Genomic DNA, 17,447 nt, shown 5'->3' on the forward strand with positions numbered 1-17,447 from the left:
CGCGCTGCGGTGAGCGTGTCGCGTCACGAGAGCCGAGTCGAGTCAAGCGGCACGGCAAATGCTTGGGGGCTGGTTGAAACCGATCGAATCAAAGTGTCGAGGAAAATCACATGACAAGACAATGGCAATTCACGGCGAGCCGGTTGCTGATCGCGGCCACCTTCGGCGTGTTGGTGAGCGGCTGTACGTCGATGCCATGGGAAAGCACGCCGTTCTATAGCGGCGCGCCGTCCCAGCCGACCACCCTCACCACGGTCCCCGTGCCGGCCGGCTACTACCGTGCCAATCAGGGCGACACGCTGGCGGGCATCGCGTCGGCGTATGGCCGTAGGCCGCAGGAGATCGCGGCGTGGAACGGCCTCGCGGCGAATTCAGCGGTCAATCCGGGGCAGGTGCTGCGGGTGGCGCCGCCGATGGCGTCGGGTAGTGTGGTGACGCCGCCGGTCAATGTTGCCGGTCAGAATGGTTCGCTCTCGACGCCTGGGGCGACCGGCACGGCCGGTGTTGCGCAGCAAGGCGTGCTGTTGTGGCCGCTGCGCGGTCCCGTGCTGAAAGCCTTTGCGCCCGGCAAGTCGAACGGCATCGTGATCGGCGGCCATCCTGGCGAGCCGGTCAAGGCTGCCGCCACCGGCCGGGTGGTCTATGCGGGCACGGGTATCGAGGCGTACGGTCCGCTCATCATCATCAAGCACGACGACTCTCTGATCACCGCCTACGGGCAGAACAGCACGCTGCTGGTCAAGGAAGGCGATGCTGTTGCGCAAGGGCAGACTATCGGCGAAGTCGGCGTGGATAGCCGGGGCGTCGCATCGATCCAGTTCGAAGTTCGCCAGAACGGCCAGCCGGTCGATCCGCTCACGTGGCTGCCCAAGTCGGGTGGGTGATTCCAGGTGATCGTGACTTGATGACGGTTCGAATCGAACCGTCATCCATCGGTCGATCAGGTTATTGCGAGACCCTCCGTGCCGATGAGATCGGCCATCACGCCTGGCAGTGCCATCGCGTTCATCCCTGTCCTCCACTGAGGCTGGCGCCAGGCGCCGTAACGCGCTCTATTTATCGTGATGGCCCGGCAGTACCGCGCCGAGCACCTGTTTGGCCGTTTCGACGATGACATTGCCTTGATCCGGATCGCCCTTCATCAGCGTCGACGCAAAGGCCTTGGCCTGCGCGAGCGTGAAATGCGGCGGCAAGGGCGCGATATTCGGATCGGCCTTGACTTCGATGACCACGGGCCGATCCGCGGCGAAGGCTTCGTCCCAGGCGGCGCCCATCTGTTCGGCGTCGTCGACGTAAATGCCTTTCAGGCCGATCATTTCCGCGAACTTGTGATACGGCACCGACGGAATGTCCTGCGAGGCCTCGAACTTCGGATCGCCTTCCATCGCGCGCTGTTCCCATGTCACCTGGTTGAGGTCGCCGTTGTTCAGCACCATGCAGATCCAGCGCGGATCGGCCCAGCCTTGCCAGTACTTCGAGACCGTGATCAGTTCGGCCATGTTGTTCATTTGCATCGCGCCATCGCCGACCAGCGCGATCACGGGCCGCTCGGGGTAGGCGAATTTCGCCGCGATCGCATAAGGCACGGCCGCGCCCATCGACGCGAGACCGCCCGATAGCGAACACATCATGCCGCGTTGCACCTTCAGATCGCGCGCGTACCAGTTCGCGACCGAGCCGGAGTCGCTCGTCACGATCGCGTTGGCGGGAATGCGCTTGGACAATTCCCATACCGTGCGCTGCGGATTGACCGCGTCCTTGCCGGCTTCGTGCGCGCGCTTGTCGAGCGTTTTCCACCAGTCCGCGGTCCAGCCTTCGATCTTCTTGCGCCAGGCACGGTCCTTTTTTTCTTCCAGGAGCGGCAGCAGCGCGCGCAAGGTTTCGACGCTGTCGCCGACCAGATTCACTTCCATCGGATAACGCAGGCTCAGCATGTCGGCCTTGATGTCGATCTGCACGCCGCGCGCCGCGCCTTCCTTCGGCAAGAATTCCGCATAAGGAAAGCCCGAGCCGATCATCAGCAGCGTGTCGCACTCGCTCATCAGGTCGTAACTGGGTTTGGTGCCGAGCAGGCCGATCGACCCCGTGACCCAAGGCAAATCGTCGGGCAGCACGGCTTTGCCGAGCAGTGCTTTGGCGACCCCGGCACCGAGCTTTTCGGCGACGGCGATCACGTCGTCAGTGGCGTGCAAAGCGCCCGCCCCAACGAGGATCGCGACTTTCTTGCCGGCATTGAGGACGTTGGCGGCCTGCTGAAGATCGTCGGGATACGGCACGAGACGCGGCGCGCGATAGCCGACGCCAGAGTGCAACGTGCCGTGTTTGCGGCCGGGCGCTTCATAGGGCAGGTCCTGCAGGTCGTTAGGCAGGATGATCGCGGTAACCTTGCGCTCGGCGAGCGCGGTACGAACCGCACGGTCGATCAGATGGCGGACTTGAGCCGGCACACTGGCCTGCTCGACGAAAGCACCGGCGACGTCCTTGAACAGGGAGACCAGGTCGAGTTCCTGCTGATAGTGGCCGCCGAGCGCCGCTCGGGCCTGCTGCCCCGCGATCGCGAGAACCGGCATGTGATCCATTCGCGCGTCGTAAAGGCCGGTGATCAGATGCGACGCGCCAGGGCCCGAGGTGGCGATGCAAACCCCGAGTTCGCCGGTGAATTTGGCATGGGCAGCGGCCATGAAGGCGGCCATTTCCTCGTGACGGACCTGGACGAATTCGATGGGATGGGTGGGATGATCCTGGTCTTTCTGCTCTTTCCGCGCCTTGGTCTGGGCACGGTTGAGGGCGCCGAAGACCCCATTGATACCGTCGCCGGGATAGCCGTAAATGCGGCGCACGCCCCAGGCGTGAAGCCGCTCGATGATGAAGTCGCCAACGGTATCGGACATGCTCTCTCCTTGAGTGCGATTTAAGCGGCAACGGCCGGAGCGATTTGGTCTTGCCATCTCGCGCCGCCGGTTGCACACATCCGACGTGTCGCGCAAATCCCGTTCCGCGATATTACAAGCTGTAACCGTCAACGCCGACATCGCGCTTTCGCGCCCCTGGGCTGAACGCGCAGTTCAAGCGCGCTGGCGACCCCTCAGCACTCAGCCAGACCATGCCCATTGCGACATGCGTATGACGAATGTGCTGCTGCAACGCTGAAGAATCGGCTAGGGAAAACGACTATTCTTTCAAAAGTGCCCGTCACTTACTTTATTTTCCTCGTGACTCTCGTATCACCGATCCGGCGTGACGATTCTGCTTCCTGATTTCAGTCAGGACTGCCGGACATGCGCGCCAGCAGGGGAAACATTTTTTATTTTTGAACGCGCTGTCGATTCCGTCGAGCAGCGCTGCAGTGGTTTTTGGCCCACGTATTTTTAGGGAAACGATGACCACCGGAAATCGTAAAAGCGGAATTGCTTCACTTGGACCCATTTCCTGGGGCACCCATCTTTGTCACTTCTACGAGACGCGCAACGAATTACTCAGCGTGACAGCGAATTTCCTTCAGGCCGGACTCGCGCAGCGGGAAGTCGGCGTATGGGTCGCGCCCGCATTGCTGGGTCCGGACAAAGCCCGTCATATGCTGACGCGGGCAATGCCCGCACTCACCGAATATATCGACGCCGGGCAGTTGCAGATTCTCGATGGCGCCCAGCTCTATGCGCCGTCGCGCACCGGCTTCAACGGCAGTGCCACGGTGGGCGTATGGTCGGCTGCAGTCAACGATGCGCTCGGACGCGGCTTCGAAGGTCTACGGGTCGCGGGCGACGCTGTGTGCAACGAGAACACCGATTGGGCGGCACTGCTCGACTATGAAGCCACGCTGAAGCACAAGCTCGCCGCGAGTCCGATCGTCGGTTTGTGCACCTACTGCGTACAGGGGTTGCGCGCCGCCCAGACCCGCGAGATCGGACGTCTGCATGATGCGACGGTGGCGCCGTCACCTGCTGAATTGGTGGCCCGGCCCGCGCCCAAAGTTGGACGGCTGGCGATACCCTCGGTTGAACCGCGGCAGGTTAGCAGTGAAACGCAACCGGGCGCGGCGCTCAGTGAGTCCTCCATCGAGGCCGCACATCAGTTCGCCGTCGGGCCGATGATCGGCCATGAGATTCGCAATGCGATTACGCCGCTCAGCCTGCTTGCACGTTTGCTGAACACCCAATATAGGCACGACGAACAGCTCACGCGGTATGCGCTGGTGCTATCACGGCAAGCCAACCTGCTGGGCCAGTTGGCTCAGCAATTGATGGCACCGGCTCATATTCGATGTTCGGGCTCGCTGGAAGCGGGGGGCGACCCCGAAGTGGACGCGCGGCCGGCGCAAGCGGGGCACGTCGACGTCGACGACCTGCTCGCGCATTGCATTCAGGTAGCGCAAGCGGGTGTCCCAGGACATTTGCCGATCGATCTGGCGAGAAGCGCTGCGCCGCTTTTCGTGCTCGGCGACTTCTGTAAGCTGACGCAGGTGTTCGTCAACGTCATGGTGAACGCGCTCAAATATTCTTCCCCGACGGATACGGTCTCGGTGACGGCGGCTCGGGCGGGATGCTTCTGCTATATCAGCGTGCGCGACAACGGCATCGGAATCGCGCCGCGCGAGCTGAAAACGATCTTCGAGCCTTATACGCGCGGTCTCGAAGGTCGTGCGCTGGGTGTCGAAGGTCGGGGGCTTGGCTTGTCGGTGGTTCGTGAAATCGTTGCCGGTTGCGGGGGCACGGTCGAGGCCTTCTCCGCAGGCCCTGGGACCGGGTCGGAATTCATCGTGCGTCTGCCGTTGGTGAAGTCGCCGATCAGTGCACCGGAGAATGAGGACGCGTTCGACGCACATGTCCGCGGCGAGGTTTGCGTCGGGCAGGCCAACGCGGGTGCCGCGCAAGTGTTGACGAATCTCTAGCGTGTTGCGACAGTAAAAGACGCTGCATGAGCCTTTATGCAGTTTTCCTTCATTCAGCTTCTCGTCGTGCCGCGGCAACGCATTGAGCGTCAACTGAGCCATCCACACGCATAGCGGGCGGCAACGGCGGCGCCCATGCCGACGGTTGCCAGCCAGGCCAGCACGCGCAACGTCCAGTGCGAACTCAGATCGCCCACCGACGAGTGCTTCGTGCTGAGCAGCACCAGCAGCACCATCACGGGCGTCGCGGTCGTCCCATTGAGCACCGCGCTCCAGTACAGAATGCGCAGCGGGTCGAATCGCATTGCCGCCAGCGCGACGCCGACGGCGCCGCCTAGTGCTACGACCGCAATGTGCGTATAGGCGATGCGCCGGTCATTCGAGGCGTCGTTATGCCAGTTAAAGCCACTCGCGACCGCGTGTGCCGCGGAACCGGCAAGTGGCGGTAACGCCAGCAACGCGCTGCTGAGCAATGCCAGTCCCAACACGTGCGAAGCGAACGGGCCCGCGATCGGCGCAAGCGCGCCCGCGAGGGAAACGGGCGTGTCGACGGCCTCGCCTCCCGCATGGAGGCTCGCTGCCGCGGCGATCATGATGGATAACGCAACGGCGTTGGACATAGCCGTTCGAATCAATGTGTCGGCGCGCAAGCTTTGGAACCGCTCGTGACGCGACCCGTTTGCTGAGCGATTGACCTGGGTCCGTTGTTCAGGGCGCTGCGCTTCCACCTGCTGTTCGGCCTGTGAGTAGAGCAGGTATGGGCTGATGGTCGTGCCGAGTACCGCGAGCAGCATCTCCAGATAATGCACGGACCAGGTTACGTGAGGTATCAGCGTTTTGATCGCGATCGTCGACCAGGGAAGACGCAGCGCGATGTCGACGACGACGTAAGCGAATAGCGACAGCGCCAGCCATCGCAGCACGCGCGCGTACTTCGGATACGGAACGAACCACTGAAGTACAGCGGAGAGCACCAGGAACACCGCTGCGAAGGCCGGCACCGAGCCGTGCCACAGCAGTTGAGCGGCCACACCCATCGCGACGACATCGGCGGCGATATTGAAGGTGTTGGCGATCAGGAAGCGTGCAACCGCGAGGAAGAACCAGAGGCGCGAGTAATGCTCTCGCATGTTGGTCGTCAATCCCTTGCCGGTCAGACGCGCGATCCGCGCTGATACGAGCTGCAAGGCGACGATCAACGGATAGGACAGCACGCACGTCCACAGCAGGTCGTAACCGAACTGCGCTCCCGCAAGCGAATAGGTGGCGATACCGCTTGGGTCGTTGTCGGCTGCGGTGGAGATCACGCCCGGCCCAATATCGGCCGCCCAGGAGTGTGCGGCGGTTTGACCTGGAACACTGTCGTGACGGTAGGTAATGTTGCGCTCCTGAAATCGCTGAGTGGCGATAGGCCGCTCATGCCGGCGTTCGATCGCTTTTCGCCGCGGTTGAAACATCACGCAAACGTCACGCGTAGCCACCGGAAACATGGCTTGGGAGGCGCGTGTGAGTCGTGAGTGCAGCAGCAAGATAAGTACCCGTGGCAGGGCAGGAAAGGCGCGGCAATTCCCCGCACCCGCTATGCCTCGCATTTATGGCGTTCTACTCTATGTCGCCCGCTGTCGAAGACCGCGTTCCGGCCTCGTCTCAATTGAATGACGATCGAAGAATCGCTGAATGGATGGAGCGTCAGCGGGGCAGGATGCTGCATCGCACCAATGACAAAGCCCGGAGCACACCGCAAAATGTGGGGCTCATCAGCCGGAGCGCACACCGTCCATCGAAGCAGATGAAGCGGCACGCGAACCGGTTGCCACAGGCTGTCATGCATTGTCACAACAGGGACACAAAGGCTCTCACCATGATCGATTTGCGCAGCGATACCGTAACCCGTCCGACCCCCGCCATGCTCGCGGCAATGTCGGCCGCCGAAGTCGGCGACGACGTCTGGGGCGACGACCCAACCGTGCTGCGTCTGCAAGCAACGGTCGCGGAGCGCGCCGGCAAGGAAGCCGGCCTGTTCTTCCCAAGCGGCACGCAGAGCAATCTGGCGGCATTGATGGCGCACTGCGCGCGCGGCGACGAATACATCGTCGGCCAGTTGGCGCACACCTATAAGTACGAAGGCGGCGGCGCGGCGGTGCTCGGCAGCATCCAGCCGCAGCCGCTCGAAAATGCCGCCGACGGTTCGATCCCGCTCGAGAAGATCGCCGCGGCAATCAAACCGATCGACGACCACTTCGCGCGCACGCGGCTGCTGGCGCTGGAAAACACCATCGGCGGCAAGGTATTGCCGGCGGGGTACGTCGAGGAGGCCGTGCAGCTGGCGCGTCAGCGCGGCTTATCCGCTCACCTCGACGGCGCGCGCGTCTATAACGCGGCGGTGGCCTCGGGCAAGCCGGTGGCCGCGCTGTGCGCGCCGTTCGATTCGGTCTCGATCTGTTTTTCGAAGGGCCTGGGCGCGCCGGTCGGTTCGGTACTGGTGGGCAGCCAGGCGCTGATCGATGTGGCGCATCGCTGGCGCAAGGTGCTGGGCGGCGGGATGCGCCAGGCCGGCGTGCTGGCGGCGGCTTGCCTGTACGCGTTGGATCACAACGTCGACCGTCTCGCCGACGACCACGCGCACGCCGCGCATCTGGCGGCCGGTCTGGAGTCGATCGATCAGGTCAGGGTGCAGTCGATCGCGACCAACATGGTGTTCGCGCAGTTTCCGCAGCAGGATTGCGCGGCGCTCGAAGCGTGGCTCAAGGAGCGTGGCATCCTCACGCAGATGCTGTACGCGTCGCGCTTCGTCACGCACAAGGATGTGTCACGTGCGGATATCGATACGTTTATCGCCGCGGTGAAGGGATATTTCGCCGCGCGTTGATCGGGCGGAATGGCAACGCTGGAAGGCTGACTTAAACCGCTGAGGTAAAAAAGTGGTTTGAACAGCCGGGATAAAAAAGCGGGCGCACTGCCACAGCAGTGCGCCCGCTTTATTTATTTCGCCGACGCTTCCGCTTGCGCGCCCGCGCGATGCGACGGCGCGAACAGCCGCAGTCCGCTCGCGAGGCTCGCCGCGCCCGCAAAGAAGGCGCCGGCGCCGAGCGCGAGCGTCGGTCCATGCCGGCCGGCGATGCCGAAGCTCAGCGCGACCAGTGCGGCGCCGGTGGTCTGCCCGATTAGCCGGGCCGTCGCAACGATACCGCTCGCGCCGCCGCTGCGCTCGGGCGGCGCGCTCGCCATCAATGCCTTCAGGTTGGGCGACTGAAAGAAGCCGAAGCCGGCGCCGCACACCGCCATCCGGATGCCGATGTCGAGCACATGCGGGTGCGCCGGCAACAACGCCAGCGACGCCATCCCCGCCGACAACACAGCAAGGCCGATCGCACCGAGCAGGCCCGGCGGATAGTGGTCGGACAGCGTGCCCGCCAGCGGCGCGGCCAGCGCGACGACCACGGGCCACGGCGTCATCAGAAAACCGGTCTCGACCTGGCTGCGATGCAGCACATCTTCGAAGTAAAACGGCAGCGACACGAACGCCAGCCCTTGCGCGGCGAACGAGCACACGGCAGTCACCGCCGACAACGCAAACACCGGCCGCTTGAACAGATCGATGGGCAGCATCGGCGCCGGATGACCCGCTTCGCGGCGAATCAGCAACAGCCCGAACACCACGGCAATCGCCGCCGCGCTCAGCACGAGTTGCGCCGAAGCGCGCTGGGCCGCTTCGCCGAGCGCGAAAACCAGCGCGGCAAAGGTGATCACATTGAGAAGCGCTGCAACCGGGTCGAAGTTGTGCCGGCCGCGTTCGGTATGCGGCAGCGCGGGCCACGCGAAGGTCAGCGCCAGCAGACCGAGCGGCACGTTGACCGCGAACAGCCAGGGCCATGTGCCAACGGACAGGATCAGCGACGCCGCCGTCGGCCCGATCGCGAACGATACGCCGACAACGAGTGCGTTGATGCCGAGGGCTCGTCCGAGCCGGTGCGGCGGATGCAGATAGCGGATCAGCGCGGTGTTGACGCTCATGATCCCGGCCGCCCCGAGGCCTTGCACCGCGCGCGCGGCGGTGAGCACCGGCAGCGTCGGCGCGAGCGCGCAGGCGAGCGAGGCCAGCGTGAACAGCGCAATCCCGCTGATATAAATCCTGCGATGCCCAACGATGTCGCCGAGCGCGGCCAGCGGCAGCAGCGTCGCGACCATCGAGAGCTGGTAGGCGTTGATGATCCACACCGACGCCGCCGGCGCGGCATGCAGATCCGCCGCCATCGAAGGTAGGGCGGTGTTGGCGATCGCGGTATCGATCGTGGCGAGCGCAACCGCCAGCATGATCGCGATCATCGCGCGACGGTTGGCGGCGGACATCGGGCCGTCCGCGGGAAAGGTGGAGGTGGCGCTGGGTTTGTCGGACAAGGCGGGTTCGTCGGTTATGCATGCCGAAGCACCGGACGCGTCGCAGAGTCGGCGCGGCGTGCAAGCGGCAGGGTTGCGTGGCGTGAAACGGGCGCGGCCTGAGCCCGGCGGTCAGGGTGGCTCGCGCGGCGAATGGTGCGATTGTTACAGAGACCCGGAAATCCTGCTGGGCGGGGAACAGGGCGAGGGCGCCGGGCTAAACGCTCTAATGCAACTAACGGTCAAGCCCGCCCGGCATCTTCGAACTGGCGCGGCCGCGTCGGCACAGACCACTTAGGCATAACGGTCCCGCAGACGAGGCACTTCGATTTGATCACGCATCGAACCTGTCGACGCAGTCATCGGCAAGTCACACGCCGGAAAAATAATCGAGCTGCCTTTTCCATGCAGACAGCTTTCATCACTCGCCATCGTTTGCCGGTTTGGCGAGCCGATGCACGCGCACAGTGCCGCGCACCCGCCGCTTGCACCGCGTACGTGCGCGAAACCCGTCAGGCGCCGTGGATCGGCGGGCATGGCATGTGCGTGAGCACCCGCTCGTGCCCGCGAGTGTCCGCGGACCGTAAAATGTCGTACTCTGTTTGTTCACCCGCCTGACCGGCACGCGCCTCCCGTCCGTCCTCTATGCGGTTTGCGTATGTCGCGTCGTTTTTTCCCCGGAGGCTTCGATGACAGCCGTCGATCTGGAATTCGACCAGCTCAACAGTACCGTCGACGCGCTACGGCGCTCAATTTCCAATCGCATGATGTACGGCGTCGGCAAGGACGCCGTCACCGCTCACCCGCATGACTGGCTGCACGCCGCGGCACTCGCCGTGCGCGACCGGCTGGTCGCGCGCTGGATGAAGACCACGCGCCTGCAGTACGAACAGGACGTCAAACGCGTCTACTACCTGTCGATGGAGTTCCTGATCGGCCGCACGTTTACGAACGCCTTGCTTGCGCTCGGCATTCACGATCAGATGAAGGAAGCGCTCGCGAGTCTCGGCGTCGACATGGAGATGCTGGTCAATATCGAGCCGGATGCCGCGCTTGGCAACGGCGGCCTCGGCCGGCTCGCGGCCTGTTTTCTCGATTCGATGGCGACGCTCGGCATTCCGGGCTTCGGCTACGGGATCCGTTATGAATATGGCATGTTTCGCCAGGAGATCGTCGACGGCGAGCAGGTCGAAGCGCCGGACTACTGGCTGCGCGCGGGCAATCCGTGGGAGTTTCCGCGACCCGAGATCAAGTACATGGTGCATTTCGGCGGCCGCACGGTGCAGCGTGGCGAGCACGTCGACTGGATCGACACCCAGCATGTCAACGCCACGGCCTACGACACGGTGATTCCGGGTTACGCGACCAGTGCGACGAACACGCTGCGCCTGTGGTCCGCGCGCGCCACCGAAGAACTCGACCTCGGCGCGTTCAACCGCGGCGATTACCGCAACGCGGTCGACACCAAGAACATGTCGGAGAACGTGTCGCGGCTGCTGTATCCGGATGATTCGACGCCGGCCGGCCGCGAGTTGCGGCTGCGCCAGGAATACTTCTTTGTTTCGGCGACGATGCAGGATCTGATTCGCCGCTATCAGCGCACGCACAGTACGTTCGGACGCTTCTCCGAAAAGGTCGCGGTGCATCTGAACGATACGCACCCGGTGCTGGCGATTCCGGAGCTGATGCGTTTGCTGGTGGACGTGCATCATCAACCATGGGACAAGGCCTGGCAGCACGTCACGAAGATCTTCTCGTACACGAACCACACGTTGATGCCCGAAGCCCTCGAAACGTGGGACGTCGAGATGCTCGCGCGCCTGCTGCCGCGGCATCTGGAGATCATCTTCGAGATCAACGCCGGCTTTCTCAAGCATGTCAGCGAGCAATCGGGCCATGACGCCGAGATGATCCGCCGCATTTCGCTCGTCGACGAATACGGCCAGCGGCGGGTGCGGATGGCGTATCTGGCGATCGTCGCGAGTCACAAGGTGAATGGCGTATCCAAGCTTCACTCGCAATTGATGGTGCGCGATATCTTCGCCGACTTCGCGCGCATCTATCCGGATCGCTTCACCAACGTGACCAACGGCATTACGCCGCGGCGCTGGCTGGCGCAGGCGAATCCGTCACTGTCGTCGCTGATCGATCAGCAGATCGGCAAACATTGGCGCAGCAATCTGCTCGAGCTGGAACAACTGCGCAGTCTGCGCAACGACAGCGGGTTCATCGACGCGTTCCGCGAAGCGAAGCGGCAGAACAAACTGCGCCTTGCGCAGCGGCTCGCGCATCACACGAAACTGCATTTTGATCCCAACGCGTTGTTCGACCTGCAGGTCAAGCGCATTCACGAATACAAGCGGCAGTTGCTGAACGTGCTGCACGTGATCGTGCGCTACAACCAGATTCGCGCGAATCCGGAGCGTGACTGGGTGCCGCGTGTGGTGATGTTCGCCGGCAAGGCCGCGTCCGCATATCGTATGGCGAAGACGATCATCAAGCTGATCGGCGATGTCAGCGAGAAAGTCAATCACGACCCGTTGGTGGGCGATCGCCTCAAGGTGGTGTTCGTGCCGAACTATGGCGTGAGCGTGGCCGAGTTGATCATTCCGGCCGCCGATCTGTCCGAGCAGATTTCGATGGCCGGCACCGAAGCATCAGGCACCGGCAACATGAAGCTCGCGTTGAACGGCGCGTTGACGATCGGCACGATGGACGGCGCGAACATCGAGATCTGCGACGCAGTGGGGCGCGAGAACATCTTCATCTTCGGTCATACCGCCGACGAAGTGGACAGCTTGCGCGCCACCGGCTACCGGCCGCGCCAGGTGTACGAGGAGAATGCGGAACTGCGCATGGCGCTCGACCAGATTCGCACGGGCTTCTTCTCGCCTGACGATCCGCTGCGTTTCTCCGACATTTTCCATACGCTGGTGGATTGGGGCGATCACTACATGGTGCTCGCCGATTTCGCCGCGTTTGCAAAAGCGCAGGCGGAGGTGGACGTGCGTTTCGTCGACCAGCGCGCGTGGGCCGAGAGTGCGATCGAGAACGTCGCGGGCATGGGGCAGTTTTCTTCGGACCGCACCATCGGCGAATATGCACGCAACATCTGGCACGTGAATCCGCTCAGCATGGACTGACGCAGGCGGGTTCGCGTAGAGCGCCTGCGCAATTAAAAAGGCCGTGCGGGATTGATTCGCACGGCCTTTTCTATCGAGAGGTGAACGTCAAGGAGCGAATCGTTCGCTCTCTTTCGCCGCATGCAAACCGAATTGCCCGCGCGGGAAGTCGAACAGGATGTCGATGTTCTGCATCGCCATCAAACCGACCACGATACGGTTGGCGTCCGGCCTGGCCTTGACGATCGTCACCTGAGCGGTCTCGTAACGATGCACCCACGGCCCCGTGCCGATCGCTGCCTCATAATTGCCCTGATCGAGTACGTTGCCGACATCGCCGTCACCGGTCCAGTTGGGGGCTTTGTCCGTTTCGATGCGGATCATGCCGGTGCTGCCGGTCGCGAACTCCAGCGGCGCGCAGAAGGTCATCTTGTTGCCGACATTCACGCAGCCCCGCGGCCATTGCGCCGTGCCGTCTTTCGACACCGTCATCGGCACCATGGTGTAGTCTTTCGTGATGGCGCTCGAGGGGCTCAGCACCATGTACGGCTTCGCGAAGTTCGAGTGGACCAGATAGCGTTGGCCGATGTTGCCGGGCAACGCGCGCAGGGGTTGGGTGTAGGCGTTGTCGTCCGGCCGTCCGGCGCCGACACCGAAAATGCCGGAGAACGCCCAGCCGAATTCACCGGTATAGCCATCCATCCCTACACAGTGCCGCGCGTTCGGCAGGCAACGCACGACGTCCACCGCTTGCGCGGCGACCGGCGTTGGCGTGGTGCCGGCGAGGCTAAGCGGCACCTTGACGGCTGAGCCGAGAATCTCCACCCCGTTCGCGAATGACAACGACGTCACGCCACCGGCGCTTGCATAGTCCGAACCCGGCAGCACGGACTTCAATACCCGCGCGCCTTGCGTGCCCGTGTCGAGCGCCATGTAAACCGCCTTGCCGTCGAGCTGGACCGGCAGGCCAAGGCGTGCATGATCTTCGTCGGCACGTTCCACGTGCAGCGGAATCAGCAAGCCGTCGTTGCCGCCGTTGATCAGCGCGGCATTGGGCGCCGGCGGCGTGGGAGTGGGGAAGGTGGTGGAGCAGCCGGTCAGCGCAACGAGCGCGCCGGTTGCAAACAAGGCGGCCGTGGCCGAATGACGAACACCATGTTGAAAACGCCGGCAAGCGGCATCGAAAGACGACAGGAACATAAGATCACGCTTTGCAAAAAGGCGGGTCCCTGGCGAAGGCGATGCATCGTGAGCTGCAAATTGGACAGTCAGGACAGCACTGGCGGCAATCTCACTGGATTGCCGCGGCGCGGGCGGGGAAACCGGGACGCTTGGGGGCCTGCGGGAGGGAACACGCGATAACAGGAGCGGCGACTCTACACGGCCACCCGCGGGCAATTGCAAAGAAGTGTCAAGGTTTGGGTGCGGATCGTTACTTGCCCGTGCAAGCATTGATCTATGTCAATAGTCGCGCGGGCGGCGGATCACGGTGGTTTGCGCGCGGCCGAGCGTGGCACAGTCCAGGGTGGCCGCCAGGAGACCGATCACTTCGTCGAGCGAGCGCGAGGTGACTTCGACACGAAAGGTGACGCGTTCGTGTTGCTGGTCGACGGTGACGACGTAAAGACGCAGATCGTCGCCGAGGGCGGCATGCAACGCGCGCCGTCCATTTGCCGACGACGTGCCGGGCACGGTGACATCGATGATGACGAGGGGAACGACGACATGCGTGCGGCGGGGAAGGCGGGATTCGCGGCGTGTGCGCGGGGCGGGGGTTTCAGAACTTGCTACGAACGTGAGCATCATGATTGCGCCGATTCGGCGAGGCGGCGCGCGTTGTTGACACCCAGCCACTCTAGCGGCGCGGGCCTTAACAACGCGCAAAAGCTGCCGCGTCGCGAATCAATTTTGTGTTAACGGGCGACGCCGCGCATGTGCACACCGCGCCCGCTCAAGCCCGGGGCGCCGCGGGCGCTGCCTTCGCCTCGTGCACCGCGGCGGCCACGCGCTCGACGAACTCGCGATCGGTGCTCATGAGCGCTTCGCGCACGCCATTGGCGGTCTGCACCATCAGGCGATGCGTGACGTCCTGGGTCGCCCACGTGAGCCAGCCGACCACCACCAGCATCGTGCCGCACACCATGCCGGCCGGCGAGCGGAATATCCCGCCGACAATCGCGCCGATGAGGCCGACGAGCGAGATTGCGCGCGGCAAGACTTTGTTCTTCTGCACAGTGACGACTTGCACGTCGACGATATCGCGCAGCGGAAAAACCTGGCCGGCGGACGAGAGTGCGTTACGCGTGACTGACACGCCACGATCGTTGAAAGGGGTTTCCATCGAGTTCAATGAAGCGGTAGCAAAGGGCGCAGCGTAACAGACTTCAAATTCCTAAAGATACGGATTTTTTCGTCGCCCGGGAGGCCTACTTCGCCGGGGTTTCGTGTTTAACCGACTAAAAATTTCAGTTATGGATTTTTCTGACTAAGATTTGGTGTTGTTTCTTCGCCGGTCCTCTGGCGCGGCCTTCATTGCATATCTAGGATTTTAGCCTCTTGTCGGGAAGCTAGGCTTTACATGAGATTTAGTGGCTAGGTACGGGGTGTTGCTGGTTCCAGTGACGCCTCTGTCACGTCGTGCCACCGCCGTCAGAACAGGAACAGGCAGCTTGTCGGCCATAGCGGTCGTTCGCACATCGACGCCGATATGCCCGCTCACCATTTCAGAGCGGCCATTCGCCGACGGCAACGACAAATGATTGCTATCGACTTTGACGAATGCATACTTTCGCCCCACGTCTGCAGCCCATGACCTCGACAGCCAAACGGCAGCTAACTGACCGAGTGCGGAAATCGCTGCAGGCCGACGACCGCGGAGCCCAGCCAGATCAGCACTTGCGACCTCGGCCATTAACGCCCGTTGCTCTGCTCCAGAGTAGGCCGCGGCCTCGGAAAAACCGATTGCGCTCGGGCACAGGGTGATCCATAAGCGAACGTCTATGATGTCGCAAGCAATGTCTAATTATCGTGAAAGTACGTGCGGCCCTATGCTTGCTTAGCGCAGTCAGAAGGTTTGGGGCGGGGTTGATGAGTCGCGCCACTACCGCGTTATGCACTCTGGCAGCGCTGCGAGTGCACTGGCAATAAGGAGACGACGCGGTCTGCGCCGCGTGTCAATGTAAATGACGACCACCATTATTTTTTCCCATGCTGCGTGTCTGGATCATCGCCCGGGCCTTGACCATCCGGAATCGCCGGAACGTCTGAAGGCCGTGTTGCGCGCGTTGCAGTCGCCGGAATTTGCGGCGCTGGAATGGCGCGATGCGCCGATGGGCACACTCGATCAGGTGCAATTGATCCACGACCAGGCCTTCGTCGATGAGGTCGCGGAGATCGCCCCGCAGCGGGGTTATGTGCCGCTTGATGCGGGCGACACGGTGATGTCGCCGGGCTCGTGGGAAGCCGTGATGCGCTGCGTCGGCGCGGCTTGTGCCGCCGTCGATGCGGTGATGAAGGCGCAGGCGCGCAACGCGTTTTGCGCCACGCGTCCGTGTGGTCATCACGCCGAGCCAGCGAGGGCAATGGGTTTTTGCATTTTCAATCAGGCTGCAATCGCTGCGGCTTACGCTCATGAAGCGTACAAGCTCGAACGCGTCGCGGTCGTCGACTTCGACGTCCATCACGGCAACGGCACCCAGGCAGCATTTTTCAACCGCCCGGAGCTGTTTTACACCTCCAGCCACCAGTCGCCTTTGTATCCCGGTACGGGCGCCGCATCCGAGACCGGCGTGAATCACAACATTGTCAACGTCCCGTTGCCCGGTGGATGTGATTCGGCACTCTTCCGTGCACGGATCGAGTCCGACATGTTGCCGGCGGTACGCCAGTTCAGCCCCCAACTTATCGTCATTTCGGCAGGCTTCGATGCGCATCGCCTGGACCCGCTCGCAAGCCTGAACCTCGAGGACAGCGATTTTCGTTGGATTACCAGTGAGTTGATGCGTATTGCCGATGCGACGTGCGAGGGGCGCATCGTTTCGATTCTGGAAGGGGGTTATAGCCTGGAGGCCCTGGCCACTGGCACGGTGGCGCATGTCCGTGCCTTAATGAATGTTGAGGTCGACCGATCAGGCTCACAGGTTACCGGGCCTACGCAGTGACTTCCGACCGTGACCGGCCATAAAGGGGCATTCGTCGGTACCAGTCTCCGGCCGCTCGCGCGGCGGCTTCGTCGCAGCAAGCGGCCATTCAAATTGCAACGATAGAATCCGATTCATCGCCTTTTCGGACGCTTGCGCCACTTAACCCATTCGCTCCAAAGATCATTGAGCGTTTCAATGCGACCTGGTTCAGTTGGCAACGATGATCGTAACCTTTGGTCACAGCTGATTTGCCAATCAGCGGGTAGTCTCTCGGGAATGAGGCAGTGCGAACTGCGGGCGGGGAGCTCACCACGCGGATGCCGTACTGAACTGAACACCTTTAACCTGATCGAAAATGCCATTTCTCGAAATTGAAGGACAGCTGTTGCACTACCAGACTCACGGCACGGGATTTCCAGTACTGCTGGGACACAGCTACTTGTGGGACTCGTCAATGTGGGCACCGCAAATCGACGCATTGTCTCGCCACTATCAGGTCATCGCTCCAGACCTTTGGGGCCACGGACAGTCCGGGCGCCTCCCTGAGAATACGCAAACGCTCGGCGATTTGGCCACTCACGCGAGCCACCTTCTGGATGCCCTAGGTGTCAGACAGTGCGCGATAGTCGGCTTGTCGGTCGGCGGAATGTGGGGGGCTGAGCTCGCCTTGCGTGAACCAGCCCGGGTCAAGTGTCTCGTCATGATGGATACGGACCGGGGCGCCGAGCCGGAAGCGACGCGCGACCAATATTTCCAAATGTTGAACGTAATCGAATCGATCGGCAGGATTCCCGAACCGATGATCGACGTCATCGTTCCTATGTTTTTCCGCCGCGGGGCAACGCTGAATGGCGAACTTCACGCAAGGTTTCGAAAAGCGCTAGCGGAGTTCTCCACCGACCAGTTGCGGCAATCCGT

Annotated in this window: 12 protein-coding genes; 6 read left to right on the forward strand and 6 right to left on the reverse strand. The window is 62.6% G+C overall.

The features are described from left to right. The first annotated feature begins 110 nt into the window (after nt 1–110). The gene (locus QOC89_RS11230; RefSeq protein ID WP_323045080.1) at nt 111–884 is read left to right on the forward strand and encodes a murein hydrolase activator EnvC family protein; all 774 of its coding nucleotides are present in this window, start codon (nt 111–113) and stop codon (nt 882–884) included. Between the two features lie 168 nt (nt 885–1,052). Here the strand turns inward: QOC89_RS11230 and QOC89_RS11235 are convergent, their stop codons facing one another. Continuing rightward, nucleotides 1,053–2,891: a thiamine pyrophosphate-requiring protein gene (locus QOC89_RS11235; protein ID WP_323045081.1), complete on the reverse strand. Its 1,839-nt coding sequence runs from the start codon at nt 2,889–2,891 to the stop codon at nt 1,053–1,055. A gap of 488 nt (nt 2,892–3,379) precedes the next feature. Here QOC89_RS11235 and QOC89_RS11240 point away from each other — a divergent pair, with 488 nt between their 5' ends. Beyond that, entirely contained in the window at nt 3,380–4,888 is a 1,509-nt protein-coding gene (locus QOC89_RS11240; protein ID WP_323045082.1) for an MEDS domain-containing protein, read from the forward strand. Nucleotides 4,889–4,977: 89 nt separating this feature from the next. Here QOC89_RS11240 and QOC89_RS11245 read toward each other — a convergent pair whose 3' ends face one another. Beyond that, entirely contained in the window at nt 4,978–6,195 is a 1,218-nt protein-coding gene (locus QOC89_RS11245; protein WP_323045083.1) for an NRAMP family divalent metal transporter, read from the reverse strand. A 554-nt stretch (nt 6,196–6,749) separates the two neighbouring features. Here QOC89_RS11245 and ltaE point away from each other — a divergent pair. Continuing rightward, nucleotides 6,750–7,757 carry a low-specificity L-threonine aldolase gene (gene ltaE / locus QOC89_RS11250; RefSeq protein ID WP_323045084.1) on the forward strand — a complete coding sequence of 336 codons (1,008 nt, stop codon included), beginning with the start codon at nt 6,750–6,752 and terminating at the stop codon, nt 7,755–7,757. 113 nt (nt 7,758–7,870) lie between these two features. On the opposite strand, the gene QOC89_RS11255 is transcribed toward ltaE, so the two are convergent. After that, on the reverse strand, nt 7,871–9,238 hold the full coding sequence (locus QOC89_RS11255; RefSeq protein ID WP_323045091.1) for an MFS transporter: 1,368 nt from the start codon (nt 9,236–9,238) through the stop codon (nt 7,871–7,873). Nucleotides 9,239–9,954: 716 nt separating this feature from the next. Between QOC89_RS11255 and QOC89_RS11260 the strand changes: the two genes are divergently transcribed. Then, nucleotides 9,955–12,408, forward strand: coding sequence for a glycogen/starch/alpha-glucan phosphorylase (locus tag QOC89_RS11260; protein WP_323045085.1), 2,454 nt, complete (start codon nt 9,955–9,957; stop codon nt 12,406–12,408). 87 nt (nt 12,409–12,495) lie between these two features. Here the strand turns inward: QOC89_RS11260 and QOC89_RS11265 are convergent, their stop codons facing one another. From QOC89_RS11265 to QOC89_RS11275, 3 genes are all read right to left on the reverse strand, one after another. Then, nucleotides 12,496–13,587: a hypothetical protein gene (locus QOC89_RS11265; protein WP_323045086.1), complete on the reverse strand. Its 1,092-nt coding sequence runs from the start codon at nt 13,585–13,587 to the stop codon at nt 12,496–12,498. A gap of 261 nt (nt 13,588–13,848) precedes the next feature. Beyond that, the gene (locus QOC89_RS11270) at nt 13,849–14,193 is read right to left on the reverse strand and encodes a hypothetical protein (RefSeq protein WP_323045087.1); all 345 of its coding nucleotides are present in this window, start codon (nt 14,191–14,193) and stop codon (nt 13,849–13,851) included. A gap of 145 nt (nt 14,194–14,338) precedes the next feature. Continuing rightward, nucleotides 14,339–14,728 (reverse strand): DUF6232 family protein, encoded by a 390-nt coding sequence (locus tag QOC89_RS11275; protein ID WP_323045088.1) that lies wholly within the window; start codon nt 14,726–14,728, stop codon nt 14,339–14,341. Between the two features lie 841 nt (nt 14,729–15,569). Between QOC89_RS11275 and QOC89_RS11280 the strand changes: the two genes are divergently transcribed. Beyond that, nucleotides 15,570–16,547, forward strand: a complete 978-nt coding sequence (locus tag QOC89_RS11280) for a histone deacetylase family protein (RefSeq protein ID WP_323045089.1) — start codon at nt 15,570–15,572, stop codon at nt 16,545–16,547. A gap of 337 nt (nt 16,548–16,884) precedes the next feature. Further along, nucleotides 16,885–17,447, forward strand: a 563-nt coding sequence (locus tag QOC89_RS11285) for an alpha/beta fold hydrolase (protein WP_323045090.1), incomplete at its 3' end; no start/stop codon positions are given.

It is taken from the genome of Paraburkholderia sp. (assembly GCF_034668105.1).
Classification (GTDB): Bacteria; Pseudomonadota; Gammaproteobacteria; order Burkholderiales; family Burkholderiaceae; genus Paraburkholderia.

Excerpts from the sequence above, each read along its gene's own strand:
- QOC89_RS11230 (WP_323045080.1), top strand. The coding sequence starts at position 111 with ATGACAAGACAATGGCAATTCACGGCGAGCCGGTTGCTGATCGCGGCC.
- QOC89_RS11235 (WP_323045081.1), bottom strand. The coding sequence starts at position 2,891 with ATGTCCGATACCGTTGGCGACTTCATCATCGAGCGGCTTCACGCCTGG.
- QOC89_RS11240 (WP_323045082.1), top strand. The coding sequence starts at position 3,380 with ATGACCACCGGAAATCGTAAAAGCGGAATTGCTTCACTTGGACCCATT.
- ltaE (WP_323045084.1), top strand. The coding sequence starts at position 6,750 with ATGATCGATTTGCGCAGCGATACCGTAACCCGTCCGACCCCCGCCATG.
- QOC89_RS11255 (WP_323045091.1), bottom strand. The coding sequence starts at position 9,238 with ATGTCCGCCGCCAACCGTCGCGCGATGATCGCGATCATGCTGGCGGTT.
- QOC89_RS11260 (WP_323045085.1), top strand. The coding sequence starts at position 9,955 with ATGACAGCCGTCGATCTGGAATTCGACCAGCTCAACAGTACCGTCGAC.
- QOC89_RS11265 (WP_323045086.1), bottom strand. The coding sequence starts at position 13,587 with ATGTTCCTGTCGTCTTTCGATGCCGCTTGCCGGCGTTTTCAACATGGT.
- QOC89_RS11270 (WP_323045087.1), bottom strand. The coding sequence starts at position 14,193 with ATGATGCTCACGTTCGTAGCAAGTTCTGAAACCCCCGCCCCGCGCACA.
- QOC89_RS11275 (WP_323045088.1), bottom strand. The coding sequence starts at position 14,728 with ATGGAAACCCCTTTCAACGATCGTGGCGTGTCAGTCACGCGTAACGCA.
- QOC89_RS11280 (WP_323045089.1), top strand. The coding sequence starts at position 15,570 with ATGACGACCACCATTATTTTTTCCCATGCTGCGTGTCTGGATCATCGC.